Raw genomic sequence first — 24,519 nt, forward strand, 5'->3', positions numbered from 1 at the left:
TGCGGCGCGGCCGCGCCACCGTGCACAAAAAATGGGACGTCAACACCGCCATCCTTGCGGGCGATGCGATTCTCGTCAAAGCCTACCAAGCGTTGGGCGGTGTCTCTGCAGTGCTCTTGCCCCAAGTGCTGCAGATGTTTTCGCAGGCGATTCTGGAAGTGTGCGAGGGTCAGGCATTGGACATGGAGTTCGAGCATCGCAGCGACGTGACGGTGCAGGACTATTTTTCCATGATCGAACGCAAAACCGGCCGGCTTTTCTCGGCGGCCTGTGCACTCGGCGCCTTGCTGGGCGGCGGGTCTAGGGAGCAAGTTCGCTCTATGTCCGAGTTCGGCGCTGCGGTGGGCCGAGCTTTTCAAATTCAAGACGATATGCTCGATTTTACGGCTGACCAATCGGTTCTCGGTAAGGATATAGGCAGCGATCTGCGCCGCGACAAGAATTCCTTTTTGCTTTTATATGCACGAGAAAACGGCAACGAAGCCCAAATCGCACGTCTGCGTGCGCTGCAAAATAAACCGCATCTCACTGCTGCAGACATTCAGGAAGCGGTTTGCGTATTGCGGGAAACGGGAGCCGTCGATGCCGCACTGCGCGAGGTAAATTCCGCCCTCGATCACGCCCGAATCTCGCTGCAATGTCTGAACGAAGAAAAGCCAAAGCTTGCCCTGGAGCAACTGGTGGAGTTTATCCGCATGCGGGAGAGCTGAGGGCTATGCGCGGCCTCTTTCGCCTCTTTTTTATCCTTCTGATTCTTTTTGCCGTCTCAAAAATCATCAACCTGGCATTGACGGGCAGGCTGTTTCAGCGCGGGGCGTTTAGAGAATCCGTAAAGGAGAGCCTTAAAACGCTCTGGCAGGGCATGCAGTTGTTTGTTATTGTGTGGTTTTTGTACTTGATTTTTTTGTGGTGGGTGAGACGGCGTTAAAATAGGGACGCGGCCAATGGTTGCATGCCGGTTGACCGCGTCCAAGGTCATAGACTCTTGGGGCTTTTAGCAACTTTTCCGCTTATCGGAAGTATGGTTGCCCCCAACTTTACTTTTTTAATCTCCGGTGCAGCCACAGGATCAGAACGGCGCCGCCCGTGGCGATCAGAATGCTGCCCAGGTTAAATCCGGTCACACTGCCGATGCCCAACAGAGAAGCGATAAAACCGCCTACGAACGCCCCGCCGATGCCGAGAAGAATCGTGATGATGATGCCGCCGGGATCTTTACCGGGCATGATCACTTTTGCCAGCGCCCCGACGATCAAACCCATCAAAATCCATGAAAAAAAGCCCATAGCTGATCTCCTCTTTTAATAATTGTCAAAACCACAAAAAGTCTATTTATTTCTGCTGCAAATTTTTTCAAGCAAAGGTTGAATTTTATTGGCTCAACCGACAATCGTTCTCAAGCTTTGTTAAAAAAAGCGCCGTTTATTCCAAAGCTTGGCGGATGGCTTCCCGCAGGATGGCGGCCGAGCGGTGCAGATACGCATTTTCTTCGGTTGAGAGCTTCCATTCCAATATTCGTTCGGCACCCGCCTCGCCGACAACGGCCGGAACACTCAAACAAACATCCCGCAGGCCGTATTCACCTTCAAGAACGACTGAAATAGGTAATACGCTCTTTTCATTCCGAATAATTGCGCTGACAATACGCACCAACGCTTGTCCCACGCCGAAATAGGTGGCGCCTTTGTAATCGATGATATGGTAAGCCGACCGCCGAACCCTTTCCTCGATTTTGCGCCTCTCTTCCCGCCAATCTTGACACTTGCCGCAGATGCAGCAATAATCGTTAAAAGGCATGCCGGCTATGTGAGAAATCGACCAGGCGGCAAACTGGCTGTCGCCGTGCTCGCCGAGGATATACGCGTGGATATTGTGGACGTCGATTTCGCAGTGACGGCTGAGCAAATAGCGAAAGCGGGCGCTGTCAAGGACGGTCCCAGAGCCGATGATTCTGCCTCGCGGCCATTGAGCATAGCGTTGTGCTGCAAATGTCAGCACATCGACCGGATTGGTGACCATCACGACGACGGCATCCGAATCCTCGCGAATTTCATCCATAATCCCCTGTATAATCCGGACGTTGCGCTGCAGCAGCTGCAGACGCGTCTCTCCGCTCTGCTGCTTGGCTCCCGCCGTTATGACGATCACGTGCGCGTCGCGATAGTCATGCTTGTTACCGGTGCGGATTTGCACGTTTGGATAAAACGGGAGACCATGGGCAAGGTCTAACGTCTGCCCTTCCGCCAATCGCTCGTCCTTATCCGTCAAGACGATCTCATCTGCAGCACCGTTTTGCGCCAGCGCATAAGCAAAGGTAGAGCCTACCGCCCCTGCGCCGATAATGACGACTTTGCGCGCTTTCCATCTCGCCATGTTAGTGTCCTTTTTCCAAAATTTTGTTGAAATATAATCCTAACGATCCAGCTTAATATTCCCCTCCGGTGGCAATCCGCGTACTGAGTCAAACTAATTTTAGAAAAAGCATTACGGCAGGGATTTTAAAAAGGTGTCTTCCGGGAAGAGGTTTTTCCAATAATCGGCAACCGCTTTGTATTCGCTTTCCGATCGGTTTTGTTGGTAGAATTGGATCCAATTGAACATGTAGGTTTTGAGTGAGGCGACTTCCTGATCGCTAAGCAGATCAAGAGCGAGAATCTCATCGGTCAGTTCGCGAAAAGACGCCCACTCTTTTTTCAGCCAATGTTCTCTTTGCGCCAATTGAAACGCGTATTTACAGTTGGCGGCAAAGTCCTTGTTTTCCCAATAGCGGGTATAGGCTTGAGAAAACAATCGAAATGCTTCAGTATATTTTTGCCCCTCGACGAGCTGTTTACCCCAACGGTAATAGAGACTCTGCTCAAAATTGACGTTCGAGCGTGAATCGCGATTGAATTTTTGCGCCAAGCGCACATATTCGTAGGCCTTGGCATAGTCGCCGGCTTTTTCTGCGAAATAGGCGCGGTTATAGGCGAGGAGCCCCAACAGCTCCGTATTGTTGATGCGGCGGCCGCGGCTGTTTTCGTAAGCGTAAAGACGATCCAGGCCGATCCTGAGCGCTTCGTTGCGCGGATAGAATTGCAAAAGGTACCGCGAGTACTCTTGCAGATTGCGCATGATGTTGAATCCGGCCGGCGATGTATTCTCCACAGCAATATCGGCGCCGAAATCCGGAAAAATGGTGTAGACGTGCGAGGGCGTTTCAAAGGCTTCGGTCGGCAGACCCAAATCCTGGCAGACCAGATTGTAGAGCAGAGTGCCGGCCACGCAGTTAAAGCGTTTTTCCCTGACTACATGAACGAGGGTTGTGGCTTCTTCTTTATAATTCAGCAGCCAAACGGCATGAAGGTAGGCAAAAATTTTGGCGGCTGCATCAAGGCGATTGTGGCGGTCGAGATGATAGTTGTCGAGCGTTCGGATCAGGCCGCGGTACCATTCCAGATAGGCGTCCAGCGAATCGGGGTCGTCTGCACCGGACAACACAAACGCCGCCTCGACGAGGCTGAACTGATCGAGGCTCAGATCCTCGATATCCTGCGCGAGGACCTCCTCCAGCTCGGACATACCCGCTTTAACGGGCAAAGCCGCAGAGAGGACCAGCAGCAAGGCAGTGCATGTTTTTTTCAACAAACTGTGTTTTTGCATCCGAGATGGCGCCATCTTTTCGAACCGTGGACGACTCATTATCTATGATACAAAATCAAACCTATGCCGCTCATTTTCCTAACATAAAATTAGAAAATAAAACGCAGGGATGCAATTTTAAAATCAAGGCTCGTGCGATCTTTGAGCTGCACGAGCCTTGACATCTTACTGCCCAAGCTCCCTTTCGATTGCCGTCACGACCGACTCGTCCGTCGGCCTGGTGCGCGCCGAGAATCGCGCCTTTAGGTGCCCGTCGCGGCCGACGAGAAATTTGGCGAAATTCCAATCGATGTCGCCGCCGAAAGGATGCTTTGTCTTGTCGGTCAAATATCGGTAAAGCGGATGGATATCCTTACCTTTGACGGAAATCTTGGCGAACATGGGGAAAGTGACACCGTAATTTACCGTACAGAACTCTTTGATTTCCTGGTTCGTTCCGGGTTCTTGTCCCAAAAAATTGTTCGCCGGGAATCCGAGGACGACAAATCCGGCATCGCGATATTTTTCGTATAATTTCTGCAGATCGGCGTATTGAGGCGTGTTGCCGCATTTGCTCGCCACGTTCACGATCATAACCACCTTGCCTTTATATTGCGCCAGATCGACGGTATCGCCGTCGATGCTGACCATCTTGAAATCCAGGGGGCTTTTGACCTCGCCCGCCAGGGCTGAGGCCGCCGCCGCAAACAGAAACGTCATTCTTTTAAGCATCGGTTTATCCTCATTTTTATTTCTTTGATTCATTACGGCTGAGTTATAACAGATATGCGGCGGCCGATATTTCCCTTTGGGAAAGAGCTATACTTCGATGGTTTTTTCTTCCTTACTGCTGCGGCCTACGGCTGAGGGATAGGACCCAAGAACTTTGAGCATATCGGTGATTTCTTCCAGATGGCGCAGGGCGTTGCGGCACAATTCCTCATGGAGGGAACCGGCAAAGTCGAGATAGAAAATGTAATCCCATGGTCTGCCGCGCATGGGGCGCGACTCGATTTTCAACAGATCAATATCGCGCAGAGCAAAAACACTGAGACTTTTAAAGAGCGCGCCGGGGATGTTTTTCATCGAAAAGACGATCGAGGTTTTGTCGGCTGGGCCGAAATCGTGCTCCTCGCGCGCCAGCACGATAAAGCGGGTAAAATTTTCGGGGATGTCCTCAACTTCCTCGCAAAGGATAACCATCCCATAGTCTTCAGCTGCCCAACGACTGCCGATGGCCGCCGCATGGCGCAAACCCTGGTCGCGGATCATTTTGACGCTTCCGGCCGTATCGTAGGCGGCCACTGCCTCCACGTTCGGCAGTGAGGCAAGGAATTCGCGACATTGTTCTAATGCCTGAGGATGTGAATAGATGATGCGGATGTCCTCAAGCTTGGCGCCGGGATGGGCAATGAGGTGCTGTTCAATGCGCAGCGATGTCTCGCCGACGATAAGGAGATCGTGTTGCAGCAGCAGATCATAGACACGATGAATACTGCCGGTTAGAGAATTTTCTATCGGCACAACCGCAAATTCCGCCTTTTCGCTTTCGACGGCCTCGAACGCCTCGTCGAAAGAGCGGCAGGGCAGGAGGTCCATCTCCTGAGCAAAAAATTTGCGTGCAGCAATTTCGCTGAATGCATAGCGGGCGCCCTGAAAGGCAACCGGTCCGATAGAGTGACTCATTTTCCTCCTTTTCTGTTTCTGTTTGTGCTCAAGTTCGAAATCGATGCGCTCTGGGCATCGGGTTGGAAATAGTTGCAGATTGTTTTTGCCGTTATTACGCCGATCGAAGCCGCCGGTGCGGCGACAAGTGCGCCGAGGAATGGATAGAGTCCGCCGGCTACGACGATCCAAAGCATGGCGGGCAAAATGGTATTCGCCTCGTTGAGCGAGGATTTCGGCAACAGCCGCCGCAGTTGGCTCAGCACTAGCCCCAGGCCGATGAGAGCAAGGATTTGCGGAATGCCGGCCAGATCCTCGACGAACAACAGGCTTCCAGCCGGACCGATGATCCAGCCGCCGTAAGGAAGAAACAAGCACAAGGCGGTAAAAGCAGTGATCATACCCGTTTCCAGAAATCCGAGAGCGGCCGTTCCGGTGCCGACCACTAACATAGCCAACAGGGCGCCCGCCAGGGAGGATCGAAAATAGTCCGCGACGGCCGTTGCAGACTCATACCATCCGTTTACCGCGCTTTCGAACCATTTCTGCGGCAGCCGCGCTGCAGAGTGACGAAGTAAAGGGAACAGCCCGAACAGCGTCGCCGCGCTCAGCAGAAGGGCGAATATCGAGCGCAGATCGCTCGGCCACAAGGCATCGATGATTTTCAGAACTGCTAAGGACAACTGCAGTCTGCCGACGAAAAAATCCAATAAGAAACGGTCGTTCGGATGAGTAAGCAAAGCTTCCTGCACTGTTTGTAAAATCGGATCGTTTATCAGGATCCAGAGGAGAAAAAGGGTAAAGAGCCCGATCGTTCTTTTTAGGACTGCACTCTTTTGTGTCGGCAGGTTGGGGTGAGCAAATATGGAAAGCAGGGAAGCGGTCCACCAAACGCCGGCGAAAAGATCGGCGTCAAGCAGACGGATACCGGCGGCTATAGCGCCGACGGCAAGCGTTAAAAGCGGCGAGAGGATGAACAACAGCACCGGTGAGCTCCTGCGCATGGCTACGACAGCACCTCATCCGGCGCTCCTTCACGGGAAAGCTGCCGGAATTCATTGAGGAAATCAGACAAAGTTTGGTAAAACTTGCCGGCAAGGATCGTCATAATTTTGAGAGCGGTTTCGGGGCTGGAGACCGCCAGACGATTGTAATCTGATTTCGGCAGAGCCAATAGAACCGATTCCTCCAGCGTGACGGCGCCGTGACGGCGATCTCGGGTGGTAAAAAGCGCGGACTCGCCGAAATAGCTCCCTTGCCGGACTGTTCTCATGGGCTGCATAGTGCCGTTTTTTTGTTGAAAGAGGCTGACCGACCCTTTGAGGACAAAATAGAGGGCGCCTGCCGGACTGCCGATGGGATAAACAACCTCATCGGCGCTCAAGCGGCGCAAATAGGTATGACGGGCAAGCGCTTTGAGCGAACGTTTTCCAAAACCGGAAAATAAGGGGCAGGAATTGATGAGTTCCCACTTTTCGCCCTCTTCGTAGAAATCGCCGCTTACTATGCTTTCCAAGCGGTCCAAGAGTCGATAACCCATAACCACCCCAATCCGTTGTCGCGATGCCGCGTGCAACGAACGGCGGCATCATTTCTATTGCTTTTAGCCTCTCAAAATCTTAACTTTATTTAAAGTTAACCAGGCAATTGCATGCGGCGTTTTTCAATATACGCAATTCTCTTTTTTGTTAACAGTATTTTCTTCGTTTCCAGTGCCCAAAGTTCGGCAGAAAAGTCGGAGCTGCAGTCGCTGCAAGAGGAAATTCGCAGGTATGAACAGCAGCTCAAGCAAAAGAGCGAAAAGCAAAAAGCGGCAGCAGAGCTGATCGCCGGTTTGGATCGCCAGATCGATTTGACGAGCTCGAATCTATATCGTCAGCGAAAGGAACTCGAGTCGGTCAAACGTCAGATCGAGCTGCACCAAAAAGAGATTGCCGAGCTGGAAGCCGAAATTGCCGCTTTGAAGGAGATTATCAAAAAGCGGCTAATTGCTTTTTATAAATATGGGCGGCGGCCTGAATACGAACTGCTTTTGAGCGCCAAAGGCATTCAGCATGTCGATGCCTGGCTGCGCTATCAAAAAATCGTCGCCGATAACGACCGGCGCAATTTTAAGGCGTTGGCATCGCGCAAAGAGCGTTTGGAGCAGGAACTTTTAGCGCTGCAGCAGCAGCAAAGCAGAAAAGAGGTCCTGACGCGGCAATATGAACTGACGGCTGCGGAACTAAAGAATACTCGGGCAAGGCGAAGCGAACATCTCAAGTCGCTGCAAAAGGATGCGGATTTTTTGCGCGCCCGCCTCAATGAACTTCAGGCAGCGCAGCGTCAGATCGAAAAAACGATTGCCGATTTGGAAACTCGCCGGCGCGAGCAGCAAAAGACCGAAACCGCACCTGCGGCATCCAAACCGCAGCCATCGGCTCCGCGGACGGTGCGGCGCAGTGCGGCGCCGAGCCGGTTCGACGCCTTAGAAGGGCGACTGCCATGGCCGACCGAGGGAACCGTCGTCACACGCTTCGGCAAACAGCGCCATCCCATTTTCAATACCATTACGGAAAATTTGGGCGTCGACATCCGCGCCTCGCTCGGAGCACCGGTAAGGGCTGTTTTGGATGGTAAGGTCGAGACCATCTCCTGGCAGCGCGGCAGCGGCAGCATCATCATTCTCAGCCACGGCGACGGATATTATACCGTTTACACCCATGTGGCCGAGATTCGCGTCAATGTCGGCGATACGATTAAAGCGGGCGATCTCCTCGGCGTGGTCGGCGATTCGGGGTCGCTGAGCGGGCCGCTTCTCCACTTTCAAATCTGGCGGAATTCGGAGAATCTTGATCCGGAAAAATGGCTGTCCAAGAAAAGGCTGCCAGCCGCAGCCGGATTGGCATCGGAAAGGTAATCGATTCGGAATGGGTTTTGAACGCGTCATCGGTCAGCAGCATGCAAAGGATATTCTGCGGCAGGCCCTGCAAAGCGGCAGGATGGCGCACGCTTATCTTTTCATCGGACCGGAGGGCGTCGGCAAGGAAGCCTTGGCAGTGGAATTTGCCAAGGCCCTGCTCTGCACCGGCAAGGAGAATCCTCCATGCCTGCAATGCCTCAACTGCCGGCGCGTTGAGCAGTTTCAGCATCCCGATCTCATGTTTCTTTTTCCGGCGGCCAAAGAAACCGATGCGGATCAACTTCGTAAGGTGTTGGACAGTTTTGCAGCCCAGCCGTATCGAAGGCAGCGGCTTTCGGCTGTGACGATTTCGATCGAACGCATCCGAGAGGTGAGGCGGTGGGCGGCGCTCAAGCCGCTGGAAGGGCGTCAGGTGGTCGTCATCGGCGAGGCCGACCGCATCAAGGCCGAAGCGGCTAATGCCCTGCTCAAGCTTCTCGAAGAGCCGCCGGCCGAGTTGTACTTTTTGCTGACCTCGTCGCAACCGGAGGCCCTGCTGCCGACGATCGTCTCGCGCTGCCAACAGATTCGACTGCATCCGCTGAGCGAAAAAGAGATCATGACGGCGTTGATCGAACGGGAGGGAATGGACGAAGAGCAGGCCAGGCTGCTGAGCCGCATCAGCCAGGGCAGCTACCGCCGCGCTTTGGAATGGGCGGATGAAGATTTCGGCAGGCTGCGCGACGATGTGCTCGATCTGCTGCGCGCGTCGCTGCGCACCCACAGAGCGCGATTGGAAACAGTCGAAAAACTCGCTCAGCAATACGATCGCCGTGAACTCGCCGATCTCCTCGATCTTGTGATGATTTGGTTCCGCGACGCTCAATTGCTGCAGCTTTTTGCCGGTGATGCCGAAAGATTTGTCGTCAACCTCGATCGACTCGAGCAGCTGAAACGATTTGTCGATGCGTTTGAGACGATCGACTATGATCGCATTTTTCAAGACATCGAAACATCCATACAAATGATCGAGCGCAGCGTTTATCAGCAGCTGGTTTTGCTGGTGCTGCTGAGTCGAATGCGTGCCGCTGTAAAACTGAAAGGTCGAAGCATATGATGATAGAGATATTGTTCAAAGGTGAACGTCGGGAAATCTACCATAACCCGCAGCAGTTTCCATTTCAGGTCGGTGATTACGCCATTGTCGAGGCGGAAAAGGGTGAAGATCTGGGGATTGTCAACCAGATCGGATCGCTGTTGGAGCGAAAACGGCGCGATACACCGATCCGCAACATCATCCGCAAGCCGACGGTGCAAGATATGGCGCGTTATCGTGAAAATCGCCGTAAAGAATTCGAAGCCTATCAGCTCTGTCGGAAAAAAGTGGCCGAACACGGCCTGGATATGAAGGTGGTCGACGTCGAGTATCAGTTCGACGGCCAAAAAATTACTTTTTACTTTACGGCCGAAAAGCGGATCGACTTTCGAGCGTTGGTCAAAGATCTGGCGTCGATCTATAAAGTGCGCATAGAGCTGCGGCAAATCGGCGTGCGCGACGAAGCCAAGCGCATCGGCGGATACGGTGCCTGCGGTAGAAAGCTCTGCTGCACGACGTGGCTGAAAGAATTCGACCCCATTACCACCCAGTGCGCCAAGGAGCAGAATCTGCCGCTCAACCCGCAAAAGCTCTCCGGTCTGTGCAGCCGCTTGTTGTGCTGTCTGATGTACGAACGAGAGTTCTACCGCCAACAGGCGGAAAAACTGCCGCCGGTCGGTACCAAATACAAAACTGCCAAAGGAATCGGCATCGTTACTCATTATGATGTCTTTAAGGAAATCGTAACCCTGCAGTACGAGGACAACCGGCTGGAGGTTATGACGCTTGAGGAACTGCTGCCGTTGGAATTCGAACTGCCGCCGGACTATGAAAAGCGGCTAGCAGCAGAGCAAATGCAAAGTGAAGAACTCGATGAGAGGGTAGGGGAATGAGACAGAGGATTCACCGTGTCGGCTTGTTGACGGGCGGCGGAGATTGTCCGGGTCTAAACGCCGTCATTCGTGCCGTCTCTAAGGCTTTGATGCGCGCCCAAAATACGGAAGTGATCGGTTTTGAAGACGGCTTTGAGGGGCTGATCGAGAACCGTTACAAAATTCTCGACTGGAACGCCGTTTCGGGTATTCTGCAGCGCGGCGGAACCATTTTGGGGACCTCGAATAAAGCCGATCCGTTCGGCTATATTGTTTACGAAAACGGTCAGCGGCGGTTGGTGGATAAATCCGACGAGGTGCTGCGCAACATCGAAGCTCTGGGACTCGAAGCACTGGTGGTTATCGGCGGCGACGGCAGTATGACCATTGCCCGCAAGCTGATGCAGAAAGGCGTGCCGATCGTCGGTGTGCCCAAGACGATCGACAATGATCTTTACGGCACCGATTACACCTTCGGCTATGATACGGCCGTATCGATTGCAGCCGAGGCCATCGACCGCATTCACACCACCGCCGAGTCGCACCACCGCATCATGCTGGTCGAGATCATGGGACGCTATGCCGGTTGGTTGACTTTGGGTGCCGGTTTGGCTTCCGGTGCGGATGTGATCATTATTCCGGAGATCGAATATGATCTCGAGGCAATCATCGAAGTCGTTGAGCAGCGCAGTAAACGCGGCCGACGTTTCAGCCTCATCGCCGTTTCCGAGGGCGCCAAACCGCGCGGCGGCCAACTGACGGTGCAGCGAATCGTCGAAGACAGTCCTGAAAAGATTCGTCTCGGCGGCGTCAGCATCAAACTATGCAATGAAATCGAAGCCGCGACCGGCCTGGAAGCGCGGGCAACCATTCTCGGTCATCTGCAGCGCGGAGGCACTCCCACTGCATTCGATCGTATTTTGTCGACACGCTACGGTGTCGCGGCGGCAGAGCTGATCATACGCGGTGAATTCGGCCGTATGACCGCATTGCAGGGGGGGCGCATCACGCACGTGCCCATCGAAGAGGTCGGCGGACGAACGCGAACCGTGGATCCGGAAAACGAACTGCTGCGCGCTGCCCTAGCGACCGGCGTAAGCTTGGGCGTAAAATTGTAGAGAACTTGTAAATTGGAAAGGAAATCCTCTTGAGCCACTCTTTCAAACGAATTTTAGTAACCAGCGCTTTGCCGTACGCCAACGGCCCGATTCATCTGGGACATTTGGCGGGCGCTTATTTGCCGGCCGATATCTATGTACGTTATCAAAGACTCAAAAAGCGCGATGTGTTGTACATCTGCGGCTCTGATGAGCACGGCGTGCCGATCACCATTGCTGCCGAAAAACGCGGCGTTTCTCCGCAGGCCATCGTGGACGAATATCACGAGCGCAACAAAGCAGCCTTTGCCAAGTTCGGGATGTCGTTCGACTATTACGGCCGCACCAGCTCGCCCGTGCATCACCAAACGTCGCAGGAATTTTTTCTGACCCTCTACCGTAAAGGGATCTTTAAAAAGAAACGGGAAAAGCAGCTCTATGACCCCAAAGCCAAAATGTTTTTGCCCGACCGCTACGTGCGGGGAGAATGTCCGATTTGCGGCTTTGCCGAAGCTTACGGCGATCAGTGTGAAAAATGCGGCTCTTCGCTGTCGCCGACCGACCTAAAGAATCCAAAGAGCGCTCTTACCGGCGAAACGCCCGAGCTGCGCGAAACCGAGCATTGGTACATTCCGTTGGGCGATTTTCAGCCGCGCCTCGAAGACTGGCTGGCGACGCGCCGCGGTTGGAAACCCAACGTCATGGGACAGGTCAAGAGCTGGCTGGCCGAAGGGCTGTCGGATCGGGCCGTAACCCGCGACCTGTCGTGGGGCGTCAAAACGCCGCTGCCCGAAGCGGAGGGCAAGGTGCTCTATGTCTGGTTCGATGCGCCGATCGGCTATATTTCCGCCACCAAAGAATGGGCCATGCAGAAAGGCGATCCTGAACTTTGGAAAACCTACTGGCAGAGCCAGGACACCAAGCTGGTTCATTTTATCGGCAAGGACAACATCGTCTTTCATTGCATCATGTTTCCCGCCATGCTGATGGCGCACGGAGATTATGTGCTGCCCGACAACGTGCCGGCCAATGAGTTTCTCAATCTGGAAGGGAACAAGCTCAGCACCAGCCGCAACTATGCGGTGTGGCTGGAAGATTACGCGGCCAAATTCGAGATCGATCCGCTGCGCTATTATCTTGCCGCCAATGCGCCGGAGACCAAGGACTCTGATTTTACATGGAGCGAATTCCTCCAGCGCAACAACAGCGAGCTGGCGGACATTTTGGGCAATTTCATCAATCGTACGCTGGCATTCTTGGATCAACGCTTCGAAGGCGTTATCCCTGCCCGAGGGGAGACGGATGATTTGGACCGCAGCATGCTCGAGACGATTCGTCGCGCGCCCGAACTCGTCGGCGAAGCCGTCGAGCGTTTTGAAATTCGCCGCGCCGTCGCTCTGCTGATGGATACGGCCCGCAGCGCCAACAAATATTTCAACGATCAGGCGCCGTGGCTGACGATCAAAGAAAATCCCGCAAAATGCGCAACCACGATCAATATCTGTCTGCAGGCCTGCGCCTTGTTTGCGGTACTGATGGAGCCGGTGATGCCCTTTTCCGCAGAAAAGCTTTGGAAGATGCTGGGATTCGAAGGCGACCTGCACGATCAAAAATGGGACGCTGCGGGTGAATTTCCTCTGCCGGTCGGCAAAAAGATCGGTAAACCGGCAATTCTTTTCCGAAAAATCGAAGAGGCGGAAATTCAGCCGGAGATCGAGCGGCTGCGCCGGGTCCAGGAATCGCTGAATAAACCGCCGGTTCAGGAAGAGACGCCGCTGATATCGATCGACCAGTTTGCTCAAGTACAGCTGCGCGTGGCTACGGTGCTGCAGGCTGAAAGGATTCCCAAGGCGGACAAGCTGCTCAAACTGCAGATCAAAATCGGCGATGAACGACGGCAGATCGTTGCCGGCATAGCCCAGCGTTATACCCCCGAGGAATTGATCGGCAAAAAGATCATTGTCGTCGCCAACCTGCAGCCAGCGGTTATTCGCGGCATTGAATCGCGCGGCATGCTGCTCGCTGCCGAAGATGCGGAAGGCCGCTTTTCTCTGCTCGGCTTGGACCGAGAGGTTGCCGACGGCGCGAAAATCCGTTGAAACTCGAGCTGGAAAACGCGGACGCCCAAATGCTGATCGACACGCACGCCCATCTCGATTACGACCGCTATGATGGAGATCGTGAGGATGTGATACGACGCGCCGTTGCCGAGGGTGTTACGGCCGTCATCACCGTCGGCGTCGATCACCGCAGCTCCCTGACGGCGGTCAAGTTGGCGGAACACTATCCTCAGCTCTATGCCGCGGTCGGCGTCCATCCGCATGATGCCGCTTCAATGAGCGATGAACAGTTTGAAGAGCTGGCCGAATTGGTCAACCATCCGCGCGTCGTAGCCGTGGGCGAAGTAGGACTTGACTATCACTACAATTACTCGGCTCCCGAGGTGCAGCGCCGCGTCTTTCGCCGTTTTATCGATTTGGCGCTGCGTTCGGAAAAGCCGTTGATCATTCACACGCGCGAGGCGGCTGAAGACACGCGATCGTTGCTGCACGAGAGGAAACGACACGGCTGGCGCGGCGTATTTCACTGTTTTTCCGGCGACGAGAGCGAAGCGGAGCGGGTCTTAGAGATGGGTTTTCATATTTCTTTTACCGGCGTCGTTACGTTCCGCAACGCAAGAGCCGCCCAGGTCGCGCGCCGGGTTCCCTTGGACAGGCTTTTGGTGGAAACAGATTGTCCCTATCTCACGCCGGAGCCGTTTCGCGGCAAACGCAACGAGCCGGCTTTTGTCGTCTATGTGGCGCGCAAAATGGCTGAACTGAAAGGCGTCCCCTTTGACACGCTCGCCGACCTGACGACGCAAAACGCCGCCGTACTGTTCGGCCTGCCCCTTGAAAAGCTGTCCGATTCGATCCGATGAAGCCGAAAAAGAGTCTGGGTCAGAATTTCCTCGTCGACCTCAACATGGCGCTCAAGATGGTCGAGGCAATCGGCCCGCAACCGGACGATATTATGGTTGAGATCGGTCCGGGCCACGGCATTCTGACTCGACTGCTGCAGCCCCGCGTACGCAAACTCTACGCCGTGGAAATCGACCAACGATTTTACGAAGAACTGCGGGCAAAATTTGCCGGTTGCGACAACTTTGTGCTGGTGGAAAGCGACATCCTGGACTTTGATTTTTCCGCCACTGCGGCTGATCAAGTGCGCGTCGTCGGTAATATTCCCTACAACATTACCAGCCCGATCCTTTTTCACACGTTTGAGTACCGGAAGCAGATTAGAGATGTCACCCTTCTCATGCAGAAGGAGGTCGGCGTACGTGCGGCGGCAGAAGAGAATTGTAAGGACTATGGCGTGTTGTCGGTCTTGGGTCAGGCTTTGGCCGATGTCGAGCTGCTGATGAAAGTACCGCCGACCGTTTTTCGTCCCCGCCCCAAAGTGGATTCGGTTCTCGTGCGCTGGCGATTCAACGAAGAACGGGCGCGCCGCATCCGTGATGAGAAGTTTTTTCGGCAGATCGTACGGCGCGCTTTCAACCAACGCCGCAAAATGCTGCGCAACTCGCTGAAAGATTTTGCCGACCTGACGCGTTTTGATTTTACCCGTCGACCGGAACAGCTGAGCGTCGAAGAGTGGATCGATTTGGCTAACGAGCTGTTTGAAAAAGTCCAATCGACAACCACGAGGTGAGTATTGTCGATTCAAAAGGCTGAAGCCGTGGTTCTACACAGCCGACCGCAGGGCGAGACGAGCAAAATCATCACGCTCTATACGCGCGAGTTCGGCAAGCTGTCACTGATGGCCAAAGGATCCCGCGGTCTACAGTCCAAATATCTTGGCGCACTCGAGAGCTTTAATCACCTGTCGATTGTTTTCTACCAAAAAGAAGAGCGCAGTCTTCAGTATCTCAGCCAGGCGACCATTCTGAATCCTTTTATGAATCTGCGCAGCCAATTGGGTCGTACGGTTTTGGCGGCCATTCCCTGTGAGATCGTCGAGCGGACGGAGGTTGAATCGCGACCGCACGTCCAATTGTTCGACCTATTGCTCGAAGCGCTTTCAGCGCTCGATACTGCTGAAAGAGGCCTGCGCAACATCGTAAGAGCCTTTATTTTGCATTTTGCTTCGCTGGCGGGATTCGCTCCGCAATTGTATCGTTGCCGCGACTGCGGCGCAGAGGCGGCTGACTCGGACGTTTCGTTTCTCCTACGGGACGGCTCTTATTTGTGCGGGGCATGCGCGGCTGAGGGCTTCGGCAAAAGACTCTCCGCCGCAGCGCTGCAGACGCTCCGCAGCCTTGCCGTCTCGTCGCTTTCGACAGCAACGCGACGGCCGGTCTCTGCCGCTCTAGGTGAAGAGTTGGACGCGTTTTTGTTCGATTATTTGGCCGTACATTTGGAGGAGATGAAAAGCTGCAGGTCTCTGAAGGTGCTCCACAGCCTGCAAAATCATTTATCGAGAGAGGAAACGGAAAGCTGATCTGCTTATGAACCCCAACGCATCCGTCGGAATCGTCGAAAAGAAATATTTCACCTTTGCTGAACCGCCCAACGAGATGCCGCTGGAGAGCGGCGAACGGCTTGGCCCGATTACGCTGGCTTACGAGACTTACGGCAGGTTGAACGATCGGCGCGACAACGCGATTCTCATCTGCCATGCTCTGTCGGGAGATTCACATGTCGCCGGCTATTACTCGGAAAAGGACCGCAAGCCGGGATGGTGGGAATTCATGGTCGGCTCCGGCCGCGCCATCGACACGGATAAATATTTCGTCATCTGTTCGAACGTGATTGCCGGCTGCCAAGGATCGACAGGACCATCATCCCTAAAACCGGATGGAAAGGGCCATTATAACCTCAGTTTCCCGGTGGTGACTATCGGCGACATGGTGCGCGCGCAGACGAAGCTTATAGATCATCTCGGTATCGAAAAGCTGATGTGCGTCCTAGGCGGTTCCATGGGCGGCATGCAGGTGCTCGAATGGATAGTGGAGTACCCCGATCGCGTCGCTTCAGCGATTCCACACGCCACCACCACACGTTTGACGGCGCAAGGCATCGCTTTCCACGAGGTCGGAAGACAGGCTATTTACGCCGATCCCGACTGGCGCGGCGGCGATTATCTGGAGTACGGCGTTGTCCCGCGTAAAGGCTTGGCCGTTGCCAGAATGCTTGCGCATATTACCTATCTCAGCGAAGAGTCAATGCACCAAAAATTCGGCAGAAGGCTGCGCGAAAAGGAACGGTACGGTTACGATTTCAGCACCGATTTCGAAGTGGAAAGCTATCTCCACTATCAGGGAGAATCCTTTGTACAGCGTTTCGATGCCAACTCTTACCTTTATATCACCAAGGCCATCGACTATTTTGACCTGAAGCAGGATTATGGCACGCTAGAGGATGCTTTTGCCAAAGTCAAGGCCAAGGTGCTCGTTTTTTCGTTTACTTCGGACTGGCTCTTTCCGACCGTGCAAAACCTGGAAATTGTGCGCGCTTTGCAGGCGCACCGCAAGCCGGTCAGCTTTATCGAGTTCCAATCGCCTTTCGGCCATGATTCGTTTCTGATCGAAAATCCGCAACAGGAAAAGGTCGTCGCCGACTTTTTAGCACATGTTTACGACTGATATTTCGACACCAGCGGAGTCAAGCATGCCTCATCATCGAACTTTTTATTCGCGCGTCGACTTGGAGACGATTTTCGAGCTGATAGAACCTCACAGCTCTGTTCTCGACTTGGGCTGCGGTGACGGCGAGCTGTTGCTCAAATTAATGAAGGAAAAGCAGATCGACGCCCACGGCGTGGAAATCAACGCTGATCTGGTCAGCGAGTGTATCGCCAAAGGTATTCCGACGCTGCATTCGGATTTGAATGCCGGTCTGGGCGATTTTCCGGACAACTCTTTCGACTATGTCGTGCTCAGCCAAACGCTGCAGCAGATTCGTCGGCCCGATTACATCTTGGCAGATCTCCTGCGTGTGGGCAGACGCGGCATCGTCGGTCTGATCAATTTTGGCTATTGGAAAGTGCGAGGATATCTGCTTTTGCGCGGCGCCATGCCCAAATCGCCCGCTCTTCCTTATGAATGGTACGATACGCCGAACATTCACCTCTCCACCCTCAAAGACTTTGAACGACTCTGCCGACAGTTGAATATTCGCCTCGCCAAGCAGATCAACATCGCCAACCGCAAACGAGGACAACTCCTGCCCAACCTCCGCCCCAATCTGTTCGCTGAACTGGCCGTTTTCGTTATTGAACGCGGCTGACCAAGGATTTTCCGGCTTTTGCTTCCTTTGCTCCAATAAAAATGTTTGGTGAATGAAGAAAAAAATATCTATTATGCGCAAGCTGTGCGCTGCCGTATCTTTTAAACAAAATCGTCAGGGCATCGAGCAAAGGCCATAAACCCTTGGAGATGAACATGCAGAAAGCGCGTCAAACTCTGCTTGCCGGAATCTTTTTGATTCTGGTGTTGACGCCGATTTGGGGTACAGCGCAAAACGTCGTGGTCAACAGCAGCTTTGAGGATGACAGCGGCTGGACGGTCTATAACGGCGGAACGCCCAATGATATTGTCGAGTACACCTTCCCGTATACGGCCGACAAGCCGACGCTCGGCAGCGGCAACGCCTGCCTGCACTTTTACGGCGAGATCGTTTCCGGCAGTTCTTGGATCAACGGCCTGATTTGGCAGCCCGTTACTTTGCAGGGAGGGAAGACCTATATCCTCGATGCCGCCTGGAAATATCTTGACGGAAACGTCGATGCCGGTTCCTGGTTCCAGATCTACGTCAGCCAAGAAGAGCCCGTCGATGGACAAGATTGGACGCCGATCGGCAGCAGCCACTCCGACCGCATGTACGGTTTCAATTCTTGGTCCGGTTGCTCCGGACTGGATATTGACGGCATGTTTATGGATGAAGCCTGTGATCCCAATCACAATGCGCTCTACCGGGCCCCTGCCGCTCCCGGAGAGCAAGTAGAGGTTTACCTCGGGCTGAAGACTGGAGCCGGCTGGGGTGGTACCTATTTCGAAATCCTTGTTGACGACATTACGTTTAGAGAAAATAAAGTCCTTAACGGCGATTTCGAGGATGCCGCCGACTGGTCTGTTACCGGCGGTGCAGCTGCGGATAAACTTGATGTCGTGCTTTCTCAAAGCGGCAATAATGGTCCGGCGCTGGGCAAAGGAAAATTTTTATCGATTAAAGGAGCGGCAAATACCGGAAATTGCGAGGGAGTGATCTGGCAGCCGGTTAAGCTGATCGGCGGCGCCGAATACGGATTTAACGCCGGTTTTCGGCATATCTCCGGTGATTTGACGGCCGGATTTTATTGTATCGTTTATGTTGCTCCCGAGGCCCCCGTCGAAGGCCAGGAATGGAAACCGTCGGTCACACCTGTCGCGTTTTTCAATTCGGCTGCCGGCTGCAGCGGCAACGGAGCAAACGGTACGTTTCGGCGCGACGGCTGCGGCGGTTTCGGACGCTTTACCGCTTTCGGAGCACCGGGACAAGAAGTGACAGCTTATTTGGGATTCAAAACCGGATGCAGCAAAGCCGTAGCCGCTTTCGAAGTTACGATCGACGATGTAAGCCTTGTGCTTTTGAGCGAGACATCCGCTCAAGTCGTTGAACAAAAAGAGCAAACTCCGATAGAGTGCATCCTCGAACAAAATTACCCCAATCCGTTCAATCCATACACGGATATCAAGTTCACTCTACCGAAAACCTCTAACGCAAGGCTGGCGGTTTATGATCTTTCCGGCCGGACCGTATCCATTCTGCTCGATGGAACCGTGGAAGCCGGAAGTCATACCGTAAGCTTTAGCGGCGAGGGACTGAGCACCGGGATTTATCTCTATGCTTTGGAAGTAGAAGGACAAAAGATCACCAGACGGATGGTTCTGCTAAAGTAGGAAAGAGAAGAGTTGAAAGGCGGCTCACAAAAGCCGCCTTTTTTATTCGATACCGCGAATCTTTTCCATAAACTGCGCCCTCAGCCACATTTCAGCAGAGTCCGTATTGCAGAAGGCAAGCTTGCCGCGAAAGTCGTTCAATTTGGCAAAGCCGTGCGCCTTCATCCATACCGAAACTTCGTCCAAAAGATCGCGCAATCGATCCAAGCCTTGCTGATAAAATAGAGAAGCGATCTGAACGGTTTGAGCGCCCGCCAATATCAACTTGATCACGTCGGCACCGCTCTTTACACCTGTGACGGCGGAGATGTCGCAACCGACTTGTCCATAAAGCACCGCCGTCCATCGCAAAGTTTTGAACAGGTCATAAGAACTGCTGAAGGAAAAGGTCGTGGTGAGGGTCAGCCGATCGATGTCGATGTCCGGCTCGGTGAAGCGGTTAAAGATGACAACCCCGCGGGCGCCGCTGTCGGCCAACCGTGAGACAAAGTGCGGCAATGAACTGAAATAAGGCCCAATCTTGACCGCGACCGGAATGGAAACCTGTTTAGTCACTTCCCGCAGGATGTCCAGGTACATTTTTTCGATCGTTGCCGCGTCTTCCTTTTTGTCGATCGCCGTTTTAAAGATGTTGAGCTCCAAAGCGTCGGCGCCTGCTTCCTGAAGCTGCCGTGCATACGAGATCCACCATTTGGCCGTCACGCAGTTGACGCTCGCAATGACCGGAATGGAAACCAAGCGTTTAGCTTCGCTGAGCATTTCGCAATATTCCTGCGGGCCATACTGCAGCTCCAATTGCGCCCGAAGATAATCGTACGCTTCTGTATGCAGCGCAGCCGAGGCATCGATCTGAAAATCCTTTTGCGCCAACACTTCTTCAAAAATGCTTTTTACGACTACGGCTCCGGCGCCGAATTTCTCGCAATCGGCAATCTTGGCTGCCGATTTGGTCAGTCCGCTCGACGCAACGATCAACGGATTGCGCAATTGAAGTCCGAGGTAAGACGTGGACAGATCGATCATGTTCATCTCCTTCGATGCGGTGTATGCGTATCGTCAATTTCTTTAATTTGCACCACAAAAGCAAGCGGCAAAATCCTTTTCCTGCTTGTAACTCCGGCTAAGAAAATTTAAATTGGCGCAAAAGGAGGAATCGAACATGCAATGGGACTGGATAGATTTGCGAAATCTTGATTTCAACGCGTTCGAAATTTGGCAAGGCCAAGGGCTGCTGTTGGCGAGCGGCGATTATGCGCAAAGGCATTACAACGCCATGACCATCGGCTGGGGAGCATTCGGTATTCTTTGGGGAAAACCGGCAGCCTTTGTGTTTGTCCGGCCGACGCGATTCACATTTCAATTTATGGAGCAATACCCTACTTTTTCCATCTCTGCTTTTTCCAAAGACTACGCATCGGCGCTGCACATTATGGGAACCCGCTCAGGCAGAGACGGCGACAAGTTTGCCGCCGCCTCTCTTACCGTCATTCCGAGCGGACGCATCGCCGCTCCCTCTTTTGCAGAAGCCGAATGGACGGCAGAATGCCGTACGATTTTCCGCCAGGATATTGAGCCGAAAGGTTTTCTCGATAAAGAGATCGAAGCTTTTTACCCGCGCCAAGACTATCACCGCCTTTATGTCGGAGAAATCCTCGGCCTGCGGCGCAGAGTTGATTAACGGATGCTTTCCAGAGCTTCGAGGCGCTCCGTCGCACGGGCGCGATATTCACGTGCGCCCTTGTGATCTGGATTGAGGCGCAGCACCTCATTCCACCATTTGATCGCTTCCAGATAATCTCCGGCCGTGTAGTAGGTCATGCCCCGATTAAAAAATTCATCCACGTCGCGGCGCAGAGCGTTTCGGCATGACTTTATTACTTCCTCTGCGGCGGCATCGGGATTGAGAATCCTCGCAGCTTGAGCGCTTTGCAGAGCGGCAAGTAAATCGTGTTGCTGCAATTTACGCCTCGCATTGCTTAGCAGCGTTTCAGCGTCTACCTGGCGCCGAATGCGTTCCAATAAAATTGCCGTCTCTTTTGGCCGGAGGCCGGTTCTTTGCAGGGAATCTGCCAGAATGACGGCGATCTCGAATTTTTTTGCCGCAAAGGCTGCCTGCGCCTGTCGTAAAAGAGACTGGCCCCGGTCGCTCGTCGGGGCATTGAGTCGGGCCAGGAAATTTCTGGCCTTGACATGGTTTGGATCGTATGTCAAAACCGTTTCGAAGGCCGTCCTGGCCTCGAGGGAATCTCCCTTTTGCAGCGCAGACTCTCCGCGTTGCAGGTGATCTTCGATCTGTTCCTCAACCATGCGCTGAATTTCATCCGCCTTTTCTGCAGCAATCGGATGGTCTTTTTCCAACGCCGATACCTGCTGATAGGCTGAAAGGGCGCCTTTCCAATCACCTCGGCTTTCTTTTTCTGCTGCTTCATCCAGAAGGGCGGACACAGTACGGCGATTCAGCTTTTTCTGTAGACGCACATTGGACAACTGCTCGAACGCCTCAGAATGCGTCGGCTGGATTTTGACGGTCGTCAAAAACTCTTCCTCCGCCGCATAGAGTTCTTTTCGGCTCAGATATTCAAGACCTGCTAAGTAATGGCGTTCGGCTTCCTCGGCATCTTTTTCCCGAAACCGCTGCAGGTAATCCTTCACCAATTGTTGTTTTGGGTCGAGTAGCTGCACTGCTTCAAAAATGCGTCGCGCTTCCGAATCGGATGAGTCGTAGAGCTCGACGGCTCTTCGGACCCATGTTTCGATTTCCGGTTTGGCCGCGGCAGAAAGAGCAGCCAGGTGCTTGCGGAGTTTGGGATGCAAAGGGTTGATTTTTGCCGCTTCCGTAAGGAGGAAAGCTGCCTCCAAAGTCCTCTTTTCAGCCAAGCGCTGCAGCGCCAGAGAACTGAGCGAGTCGATCAATCGCTCGTCTTCCTTAACGAGAAGCTCAACCCCCTCATACAGTGCCCGCGCGTAGAGGTGATCTTTGTCATAGTACAACGCTTTGCGGGCTTGCTGCAGCGCCTCTGTTCGATGTCGCAGGCGCAGAGCTTCTTTGGCACGATGGTAATGTCTTTCGGCGGCTGTAGTCGGCTCGTCACCAATCCGCAAGGAACCGCTTACCATCAGTCGTTGAGCCCGTGAATCGAATGCAACCTCGATCACAAGCGGATCCTTGCGCCAAGACAGCCCGTAATTGATATTGCCTTGGCCTGTTTCGAGTCCTGCATAGGCGGTCAAAAATCGCCGCATTTCCCACGAAAAACCGATGTGATTGCTATTTCGGTCGTTTTGCCAACGGCGGCTGTAAAAAAGTGTGATTTTTTCGTACGGTGTGCGGTAGGCAACGCCCGCGCCGAGTTCCTCGGCATTCTTTCTGGAAAAGTATGAAGCACCGAACAAGATTCTGTGTAGAAAAAAGCGGTAAAAGATCGAATAAGGAGTTGGTCGAGTAGCCGGTTGGAGTGAATAAAGGATTCCAATACGGCCTTCGATGCTTTCATCTTTGGATTGTCGTACGGCAGCCAGGCTGCCGCCTAAAAAAAGCCCATAGGAGAGTGATCGCGCCAAGGAGACGCCGAGTTGCTTCTTTGGGTTAGGAATTGATTCAGCAGAGAAATACCATACACCGAACGTACCGCTCGGAGGTAAAAAGGCTGTTGCGGCCCAATAATTCAGCGTATAAGGCTCGCAAAAGGAAGCCGCAATTTGCGAATATCGGTTGACGGCCGATGCGGCAGGATTCCAGAACAACGAAGCGGCGTCGGTTAGGAACAGTGAGGCGCTGCCGCCGGTGGCAACGCCGACGGCGGAAGGAGAGGTTTCGGCCCGCAGATTGATCGAGAGAGCAATATTAAAGGAAAAAATGAATAGGAGAACCGGCTTGTGGTTAGGAGATATAAACATGGTCGTACAGGATCTCGAAAGTCGCGACCGGTCGGCTGCGGCCTTTGACCCAAACCGGCTTGAGCTCGAAGACAGGAAATTCTTCTTCCAAGGCATTCATGATGCTGTGCGGAGCAATGATTTGCCCCGGCCTGGCGATGGCGCAGAGCCTTGATGCAAGATTAACGACGTCGCCGATCACCGTATAGTCCATGCGGTCCTGAGAACCCATGTGGCCCATAACCGCCGAGCCGGTATTGAGGCCGATGCCTACCTGAAGGGTGATCAGTCCTTGAGCGGCGCGTTCATGGTTCAGCTCGCGCAGTTTTCTCTGAATCTCCACCGCACAAAGGACGGCGCGATCGACCTGACGTTCGCCTTCAAAGAGCGCCATGACCTCGTCGCCCATATACTTGTCGACGGCGCCGCCGTGCTTTACGATCAGCTGCGCCTGAAGATCGAGATAGATGTTGATCAACTTGACGATCTCACCCGGCGTGAGTCGCTCGGTAAGATTGGAAAAATTGCGAATATCCGAAAAGAGCAGAGTTACCTGCTTCATTTCCGCTTCGAGTGTTTTGCCTTTTGCTGTTCTTTCGCGGATCATTTTCAAAGTGGCAGGCGAGACAAACTTTTGCAGAACCAGGTTTTCGCGCAGGTGTTTGAGCATCAGATTGAACTCGACCGCCAATTTCCCCAGTTCATCCTGCGAAAGCACCGGTATCTCCGCTTCCAAATTTCCCTCGCGGATACGCAGGACGCCGGTCTCCAGCTCGGAAATTTGGCGCGTCATTCTGTGGACGATAAAAAAAACAAAACCAATCGAGACCAAAGCAAGGGCTCCGGTGGCGTAAGCCATAATCAGCACCATTCTGTCTATCGGCGCAGTAATGGCAGCGGCAGAAAACCCCATAGACAGCACGCCCAGATATAAAGAATCGCCGCTGGTCTTTTTGGCATAGAGCGGATAGATATACTCCAAAATATCGCCTTCCCGACGCAGGGATTGCGTTTGCAGCGAAGAAAAATAACGCTGTTCATTTTCGCCTAGACGGGCGTTCAAATTACTTGGGATGTTGTGTGCAATGACGACGCCGTAGCGATCAATGACCCTTGCATAAAGCAGGCCGGTAATTTTTTGGCTGCAGACTTCCAGAACAGCCTCGCGTATGGCTCCCAGAGGGGCGCTGCGGGCGTTCGGATTACCGATGTTTTTGTAGTAAACCGGCAGTTCGTCGCGAATGCGTCGACCGGTTTGCTGCAAAGCGACTTGGCAGGTGCGCGAGAGACCTTCGGTGAGTTCCCGACGGCCGTTTCGGGCAAAAATGAGGAAAAGAGCCGTCTCCATGCAGATGACCAAAAAACCGATCAGAATGATGAATTTGGAGCGCAAGGAGAGAGAGTCCAGACATTTGCGGGCAGGAAATGAATTGCCTTGCAATTCGGGGTTGCCAGGAAAAGAGCGATTTTGACTGCCGTGTTTATCCGCG

Annotated in this window: 24 protein-coding genes; 14 read left to right on the forward strand and 10 right to left on the reverse strand. The window is 53.5% G+C overall.

The features are described from left to right. Positions 1 to 710 (forward strand): polyprenyl synthetase family protein (locus tag ONB24_08975; protein ID MDZ7316239.1); only part of this gene is annotated, 710 nt, incomplete at its 5' end. A gap of 5 nt (positions 711 to 715) precedes the next feature. After that, the gene (locus ONB24_08980) at positions 716 to 928 is read left to right on the forward strand and encodes a hypothetical protein (GenBank protein MDZ7316240.1); all 213 of its coding nucleotides are present in this window, start codon (positions 716 to 718) and stop codon (positions 926 to 928) included. A gap of 109 nt (positions 929 to 1,037) precedes the next feature. On the opposite strand, the gene ONB24_08985 is transcribed toward ONB24_08980, so the two are convergent. From ONB24_08985 to ONB24_09015, 7 genes are all read right to left on the reverse strand, one after another. Then, complete coding sequence (locus ONB24_08985) at positions 1,038 to 1,286, reverse strand: GlsB/YeaQ/YmgE family stress response membrane protein (protein MDZ7316241.1); 249 nt, start codon at positions 1,284 to 1,286, stop codon at positions 1,038 to 1,040. A 136-nt stretch (positions 1,287 to 1,422) separates the two neighbouring features. Continuing rightward, the gene (locus ONB24_08990) at positions 1,423 to 2,373 is read right to left on the reverse strand and encodes an L-lactate dehydrogenase (protein ID MDZ7316242.1); all 951 of its coding nucleotides are present in this window, start codon (positions 2,371 to 2,373) and stop codon (positions 1,423 to 1,425) included. A 111-nt stretch (positions 2,374 to 2,484) separates the two neighbouring features. Next, positions 2,485 to 3,561: a hypothetical protein gene (locus tag ONB24_08995; GenBank protein MDZ7316243.1), complete on the reverse strand. Its 1,077-nt coding sequence runs from the start codon at positions 3,559 to 3,561 to the stop codon at positions 2,485 to 2,487. Positions 3,562 to 3,807: 246 nt separating this feature from the next. Further along, on the reverse strand, positions 3,808 to 4,272 hold the full coding sequence (locus tag ONB24_09000) for a glutathione peroxidase (GenBank protein ID MDZ7316244.1): 465 nt from the start codon (positions 4,270 to 4,272) through the stop codon (positions 3,808 to 3,810). 168 nt (positions 4,273 to 4,440) lie between these two features. Beyond that, positions 4,441 to 5,307 carry a prephenate dehydratase gene (pheA, locus tag ONB24_09005; GenBank protein MDZ7316245.1) on the reverse strand — a complete coding sequence of 289 codons (867 nt, stop codon included), beginning with the start codon at positions 5,305 to 5,307 and terminating at the stop codon, positions 4,441 to 4,443. Then, entirely contained in the window at positions 5,304 to 6,290 is a 987-nt protein-coding gene (locus ONB24_09010) for a hypothetical protein (protein ID MDZ7316246.1), read from the reverse strand. Before ONB24_09010 ends, pheA begins: the two co-directional genes overlap by 4 nt. Before the next feature lie 2 nt (positions 6,291 to 6,292). Further along, the gene (locus tag ONB24_09015; GenBank protein ID MDZ7316247.1) at positions 6,293 to 6,826 is read right to left on the reverse strand and encodes a cyclic nucleotide-binding domain-containing protein; all 534 of its coding nucleotides are present in this window, start codon (positions 6,824 to 6,826) and stop codon (positions 6,293 to 6,295) included. 111 nt (positions 6,827 to 6,937) lie between these two features. On the opposite strand from ONB24_09015, the gene ONB24_09020 reads away from it, so the two are divergent. From ONB24_09020 to ONB24_09070, 11 genes are all read left to right on the forward strand, one after another. After that, positions 6,938 to 8,185, forward strand: a complete 1,248-nt coding sequence (locus tag ONB24_09020) for a peptidoglycan DD-metalloendopeptidase family protein (GenBank protein ID MDZ7316248.1) — start codon at positions 6,938 to 6,940, stop codon at positions 8,183 to 8,185. Positions 8,186 to 8,195: 10 nt separating this feature from the next. Further along, positions 8,196 to 9,284 carry a DNA polymerase III subunit delta' gene (gene holB / locus ONB24_09025; GenBank protein ID MDZ7316249.1) on the forward strand — a complete coding sequence of 363 codons (1,089 nt, stop codon included), beginning with the start codon at positions 8,196 to 8,198 and terminating at the stop codon, positions 9,282 to 9,284. Beyond that, the gene (gene ricT, locus ONB24_09030) at positions 9,281 to 10,156 is read left to right on the forward strand and encodes a regulatory iron-sulfur-containing complex subunit RicT (protein ID MDZ7316250.1); all 876 of its coding nucleotides are present in this window, start codon (positions 9,281 to 9,283) and stop codon (positions 10,154 to 10,156) included. The genes holB and ricT overlap by 4 nt, the downstream gene beginning before the upstream one ends. Continuing rightward, entirely contained in the window at positions 10,153 to 11,253 is a 1,101-nt protein-coding gene (locus tag ONB24_09035) for an ATP-dependent 6-phosphofructokinase (GenBank protein MDZ7316251.1), read from the forward strand. Before ricT ends, ONB24_09035 begins: the two co-directional genes overlap by 4 nt. Before the next feature lie 29 nt (positions 11,254 to 11,282). Further along, entirely contained in the window at positions 11,283 to 13,331 is a 2,049-nt protein-coding gene (metG, locus tag ONB24_09040; protein ID MDZ7316252.1) for a methionine--tRNA ligase, read from the forward strand. A gap of 29 nt (positions 13,332 to 13,360) precedes the next feature. Beyond that, positions 13,361 to 14,152 carry a TatD family hydrolase gene (locus ONB24_09045; protein MDZ7316253.1) on the forward strand — a complete coding sequence of 264 codons (792 nt, stop codon included), beginning with the start codon at positions 13,361 to 13,363 and terminating at the stop codon, positions 14,150 to 14,152. After that, positions 14,149 to 14,925: a 16S rRNA (adenine(1518)-N(6)/adenine(1519)-N(6))-dimethyltransferase RsmA gene (rsmA, locus tag ONB24_09050; protein MDZ7316254.1), complete on the forward strand. Its 777-nt coding sequence runs from the start codon at positions 14,149 to 14,151 to the stop codon at positions 14,923 to 14,925. The genes ONB24_09045 and rsmA overlap by 4 nt, the downstream gene beginning before the upstream one ends. Before the next feature lie 3 nt (positions 14,926 to 14,928). Next, a complete protein-coding gene (gene recO, locus ONB24_09055) occupies positions 14,929 to 15,714 on the forward strand; it encodes a DNA repair protein RecO (protein MDZ7316255.1) in 786 nt (261 codons plus the stop codon). 7 nt (positions 15,715 to 15,721) lie between these two features. Beyond that, the gene (locus tag ONB24_09060; GenBank protein ID MDZ7316256.1) at positions 15,722 to 16,858 is read left to right on the forward strand and encodes a homoserine O-acetyltransferase; all 1,137 of its coding nucleotides are present in this window, start codon (positions 15,722 to 15,724) and stop codon (positions 16,856 to 16,858) included. A 25-nt stretch (positions 16,859 to 16,883) separates the two neighbouring features. Continuing rightward, positions 16,884 to 17,501 carry a methionine biosynthesis protein MetW gene (gene metW, locus ONB24_09065; protein MDZ7316257.1) on the forward strand — a complete coding sequence of 206 codons (618 nt, stop codon included), beginning with the start codon at positions 16,884 to 16,886 and terminating at the stop codon, positions 17,499 to 17,501. Positions 17,502 to 17,656: 155 nt separating this feature from the next. Continuing rightward, positions 17,657 to 19,153, forward strand: coding sequence for a T9SS type A sorting domain-containing protein (locus ONB24_09070; protein MDZ7316258.1), 1,497 nt, complete (start codon positions 17,657 to 17,659; stop codon positions 19,151 to 19,153). A gap of 42 nt (positions 19,154 to 19,195) precedes the next feature. On the opposite strand, the gene ONB24_09075 is transcribed toward ONB24_09070, so the two are convergent. Then, entirely contained in the window at positions 19,196 to 20,176 is a 981-nt protein-coding gene (locus ONB24_09075) for a dihydroorotate dehydrogenase-like protein (GenBank protein ID MDZ7316259.1), read from the reverse strand. A gap of 136 nt (positions 20,177 to 20,312) precedes the next feature. Here ONB24_09075 and ONB24_09080 point away from each other — a divergent pair, with 136 nt between their 5' ends. Then, positions 20,313 to 20,831: a flavin reductase gene (locus tag ONB24_09080; protein ID MDZ7316260.1), complete on the forward strand. Its 519-nt coding sequence runs from the start codon at positions 20,313 to 20,315 to the stop codon at positions 20,829 to 20,831. Here the strand turns inward: ONB24_09080 and ONB24_09085 are convergent. Both ONB24_09085 and ONB24_09090 read right to left on the reverse strand, forming a co-directional pair. After that, complete coding sequence (locus tag ONB24_09085) at positions 20,828 to 23,050, reverse strand: tetratricopeptide repeat protein (protein MDZ7316261.1); 2,223 nt, start codon at positions 23,048 to 23,050, stop codon at positions 20,828 to 20,830. The two genes, ONB24_09080 and ONB24_09085, sit on opposite strands and share 4 nt — an antisense overlap. Further along, on the reverse strand, positions 23,034 to 24,422 hold the full coding sequence (locus ONB24_09090) for a HAMP domain-containing protein (protein ID MDZ7316262.1): 1,389 nt from the start codon (positions 24,420 to 24,422) through the stop codon (positions 23,034 to 23,036). Before ONB24_09090 ends, ONB24_09085 begins: the two co-directional genes overlap by 17 nt. Positions 24,423 to 24,519: the final 97 nt, after the last annotated feature.

This window comes from candidate division KSB1 bacterium (genome assembly GCA_034505495.1).
In the GTDB taxonomy this organism is placed as follows: Bacteria; Zhuqueibacterota; Zhuqueibacteria; order Residuimicrobiales; family Krinioviventaceae; genus Fontimicrobium_A.

What these genes read in the sequence shown, in the direction of transcription:
- ONB24_08980 (MDZ7316240.1), top strand. Translation starts at nt 716, where the DNA reads ATGCGCGGCCTCTTTCGCCTCTTTTTTATCCTTCTGATTCTTTTTGCC.
- ONB24_08985 (MDZ7316241.1), bottom strand. Translation starts at nt 1,286, where the DNA reads ATGGGCTTTTTTTCATGGATTTTGATGGGTTTGATCGTCGGGGCGCTG.
- ONB24_08990 (MDZ7316242.1), bottom strand. Translation starts at nt 2,373, where the DNA reads ATGGCGAGATGGAAAGCGCGCAAAGTCGTCATTATCGGCGCAGGGGCG.
- ONB24_08995 (MDZ7316243.1), bottom strand. Translation starts at nt 3,561, where the DNA reads ATGTCCGAGCTGGAGGAGGTCCTCGCGCAGGATATCGAGGATCTGAGC.
- ONB24_09000 (MDZ7316244.1), bottom strand. Translation starts at nt 4,272, where the DNA reads ATGGTCAGCATCGACGGCGATACCGTCGATCTGGCGCAATATAAAGGC.
- pheA (MDZ7316245.1), bottom strand. Translation starts at nt 5,307, where the DNA reads ATGAGTCACTCTATCGGACCGGTTGCCTTTCAGGGCGCCCGCTATGCA.
- ONB24_09010 (MDZ7316246.1), bottom strand. Translation starts at nt 6,290, where the DNA reads ATGCGCAGGAGCTCACCGGTGCTGTTGTTCATCCTCTCGCCGCTTTTA.
- ONB24_09015 (MDZ7316247.1), bottom strand. Translation starts at nt 6,826, where the DNA reads ATGGGTTATCGACTCTTGGACCGCTTGGAAAGCATAGTAAGCGGCGAT.
- ONB24_09020 (MDZ7316248.1), top strand. Translation starts at nt 6,938, where the DNA reads ATGCGGCGTTTTTCAATATACGCAATTCTCTTTTTTGTTAACAGTATT.
- holB (MDZ7316249.1), top strand. Translation starts at nt 8,196, where the DNA reads ATGGGTTTTGAACGCGTCATCGGTCAGCAGCATGCAAAGGATATTCTG.
- ricT (MDZ7316250.1), top strand. Translation starts at nt 9,281, where the DNA reads ATGATGATAGAGATATTGTTCAAAGGTGAACGTCGGGAAATCTACCAT.
- ONB24_09035 (MDZ7316251.1), top strand. Translation starts at nt 10,153, where the DNA reads ATGAGACAGAGGATTCACCGTGTCGGCTTGTTGACGGGCGGCGGAGAT.
- ONB24_09045 (MDZ7316253.1), top strand. Translation starts at nt 13,361, where the DNA reads ATGCTGATCGACACGCACGCCCATCTCGATTACGACCGCTATGATGGA.
- rsmA (MDZ7316254.1), top strand. Translation starts at nt 14,149, where the DNA reads ATGAAGCCGAAAAAGAGTCTGGGTCAGAATTTCCTCGTCGACCTCAAC.
- ONB24_09060 (MDZ7316256.1), top strand. Translation starts at nt 15,722, where the DNA reads ATGAACCCCAACGCATCCGTCGGAATCGTCGAAAAGAAATATTTCACC.
- metW (MDZ7316257.1), top strand. Translation starts at nt 16,884, where the DNA reads ATGCCTCATCATCGAACTTTTTATTCGCGCGTCGACTTGGAGACGATT.
- ONB24_09070 (MDZ7316258.1), top strand. Translation starts at nt 17,657, where the DNA reads ATGCAGAAAGCGCGTCAAACTCTGCTTGCCGGAATCTTTTTGATTCTG.
- ONB24_09075 (MDZ7316259.1), bottom strand. Translation starts at nt 20,176, where the DNA reads ATGATCGATCTGTCCACGTCTTACCTCGGACTTCAATTGCGCAATCCG.
- ONB24_09080 (MDZ7316260.1), top strand. Translation starts at nt 20,313, where the DNA reads ATGCAATGGGACTGGATAGATTTGCGAAATCTTGATTTCAACGCGTTC.
- ONB24_09085 (MDZ7316261.1), bottom strand. Translation starts at nt 23,050, where the DNA reads ATGTTTATATCTCCTAACCACAAGCCGGTTCTCCTATTCATTTTTTCC.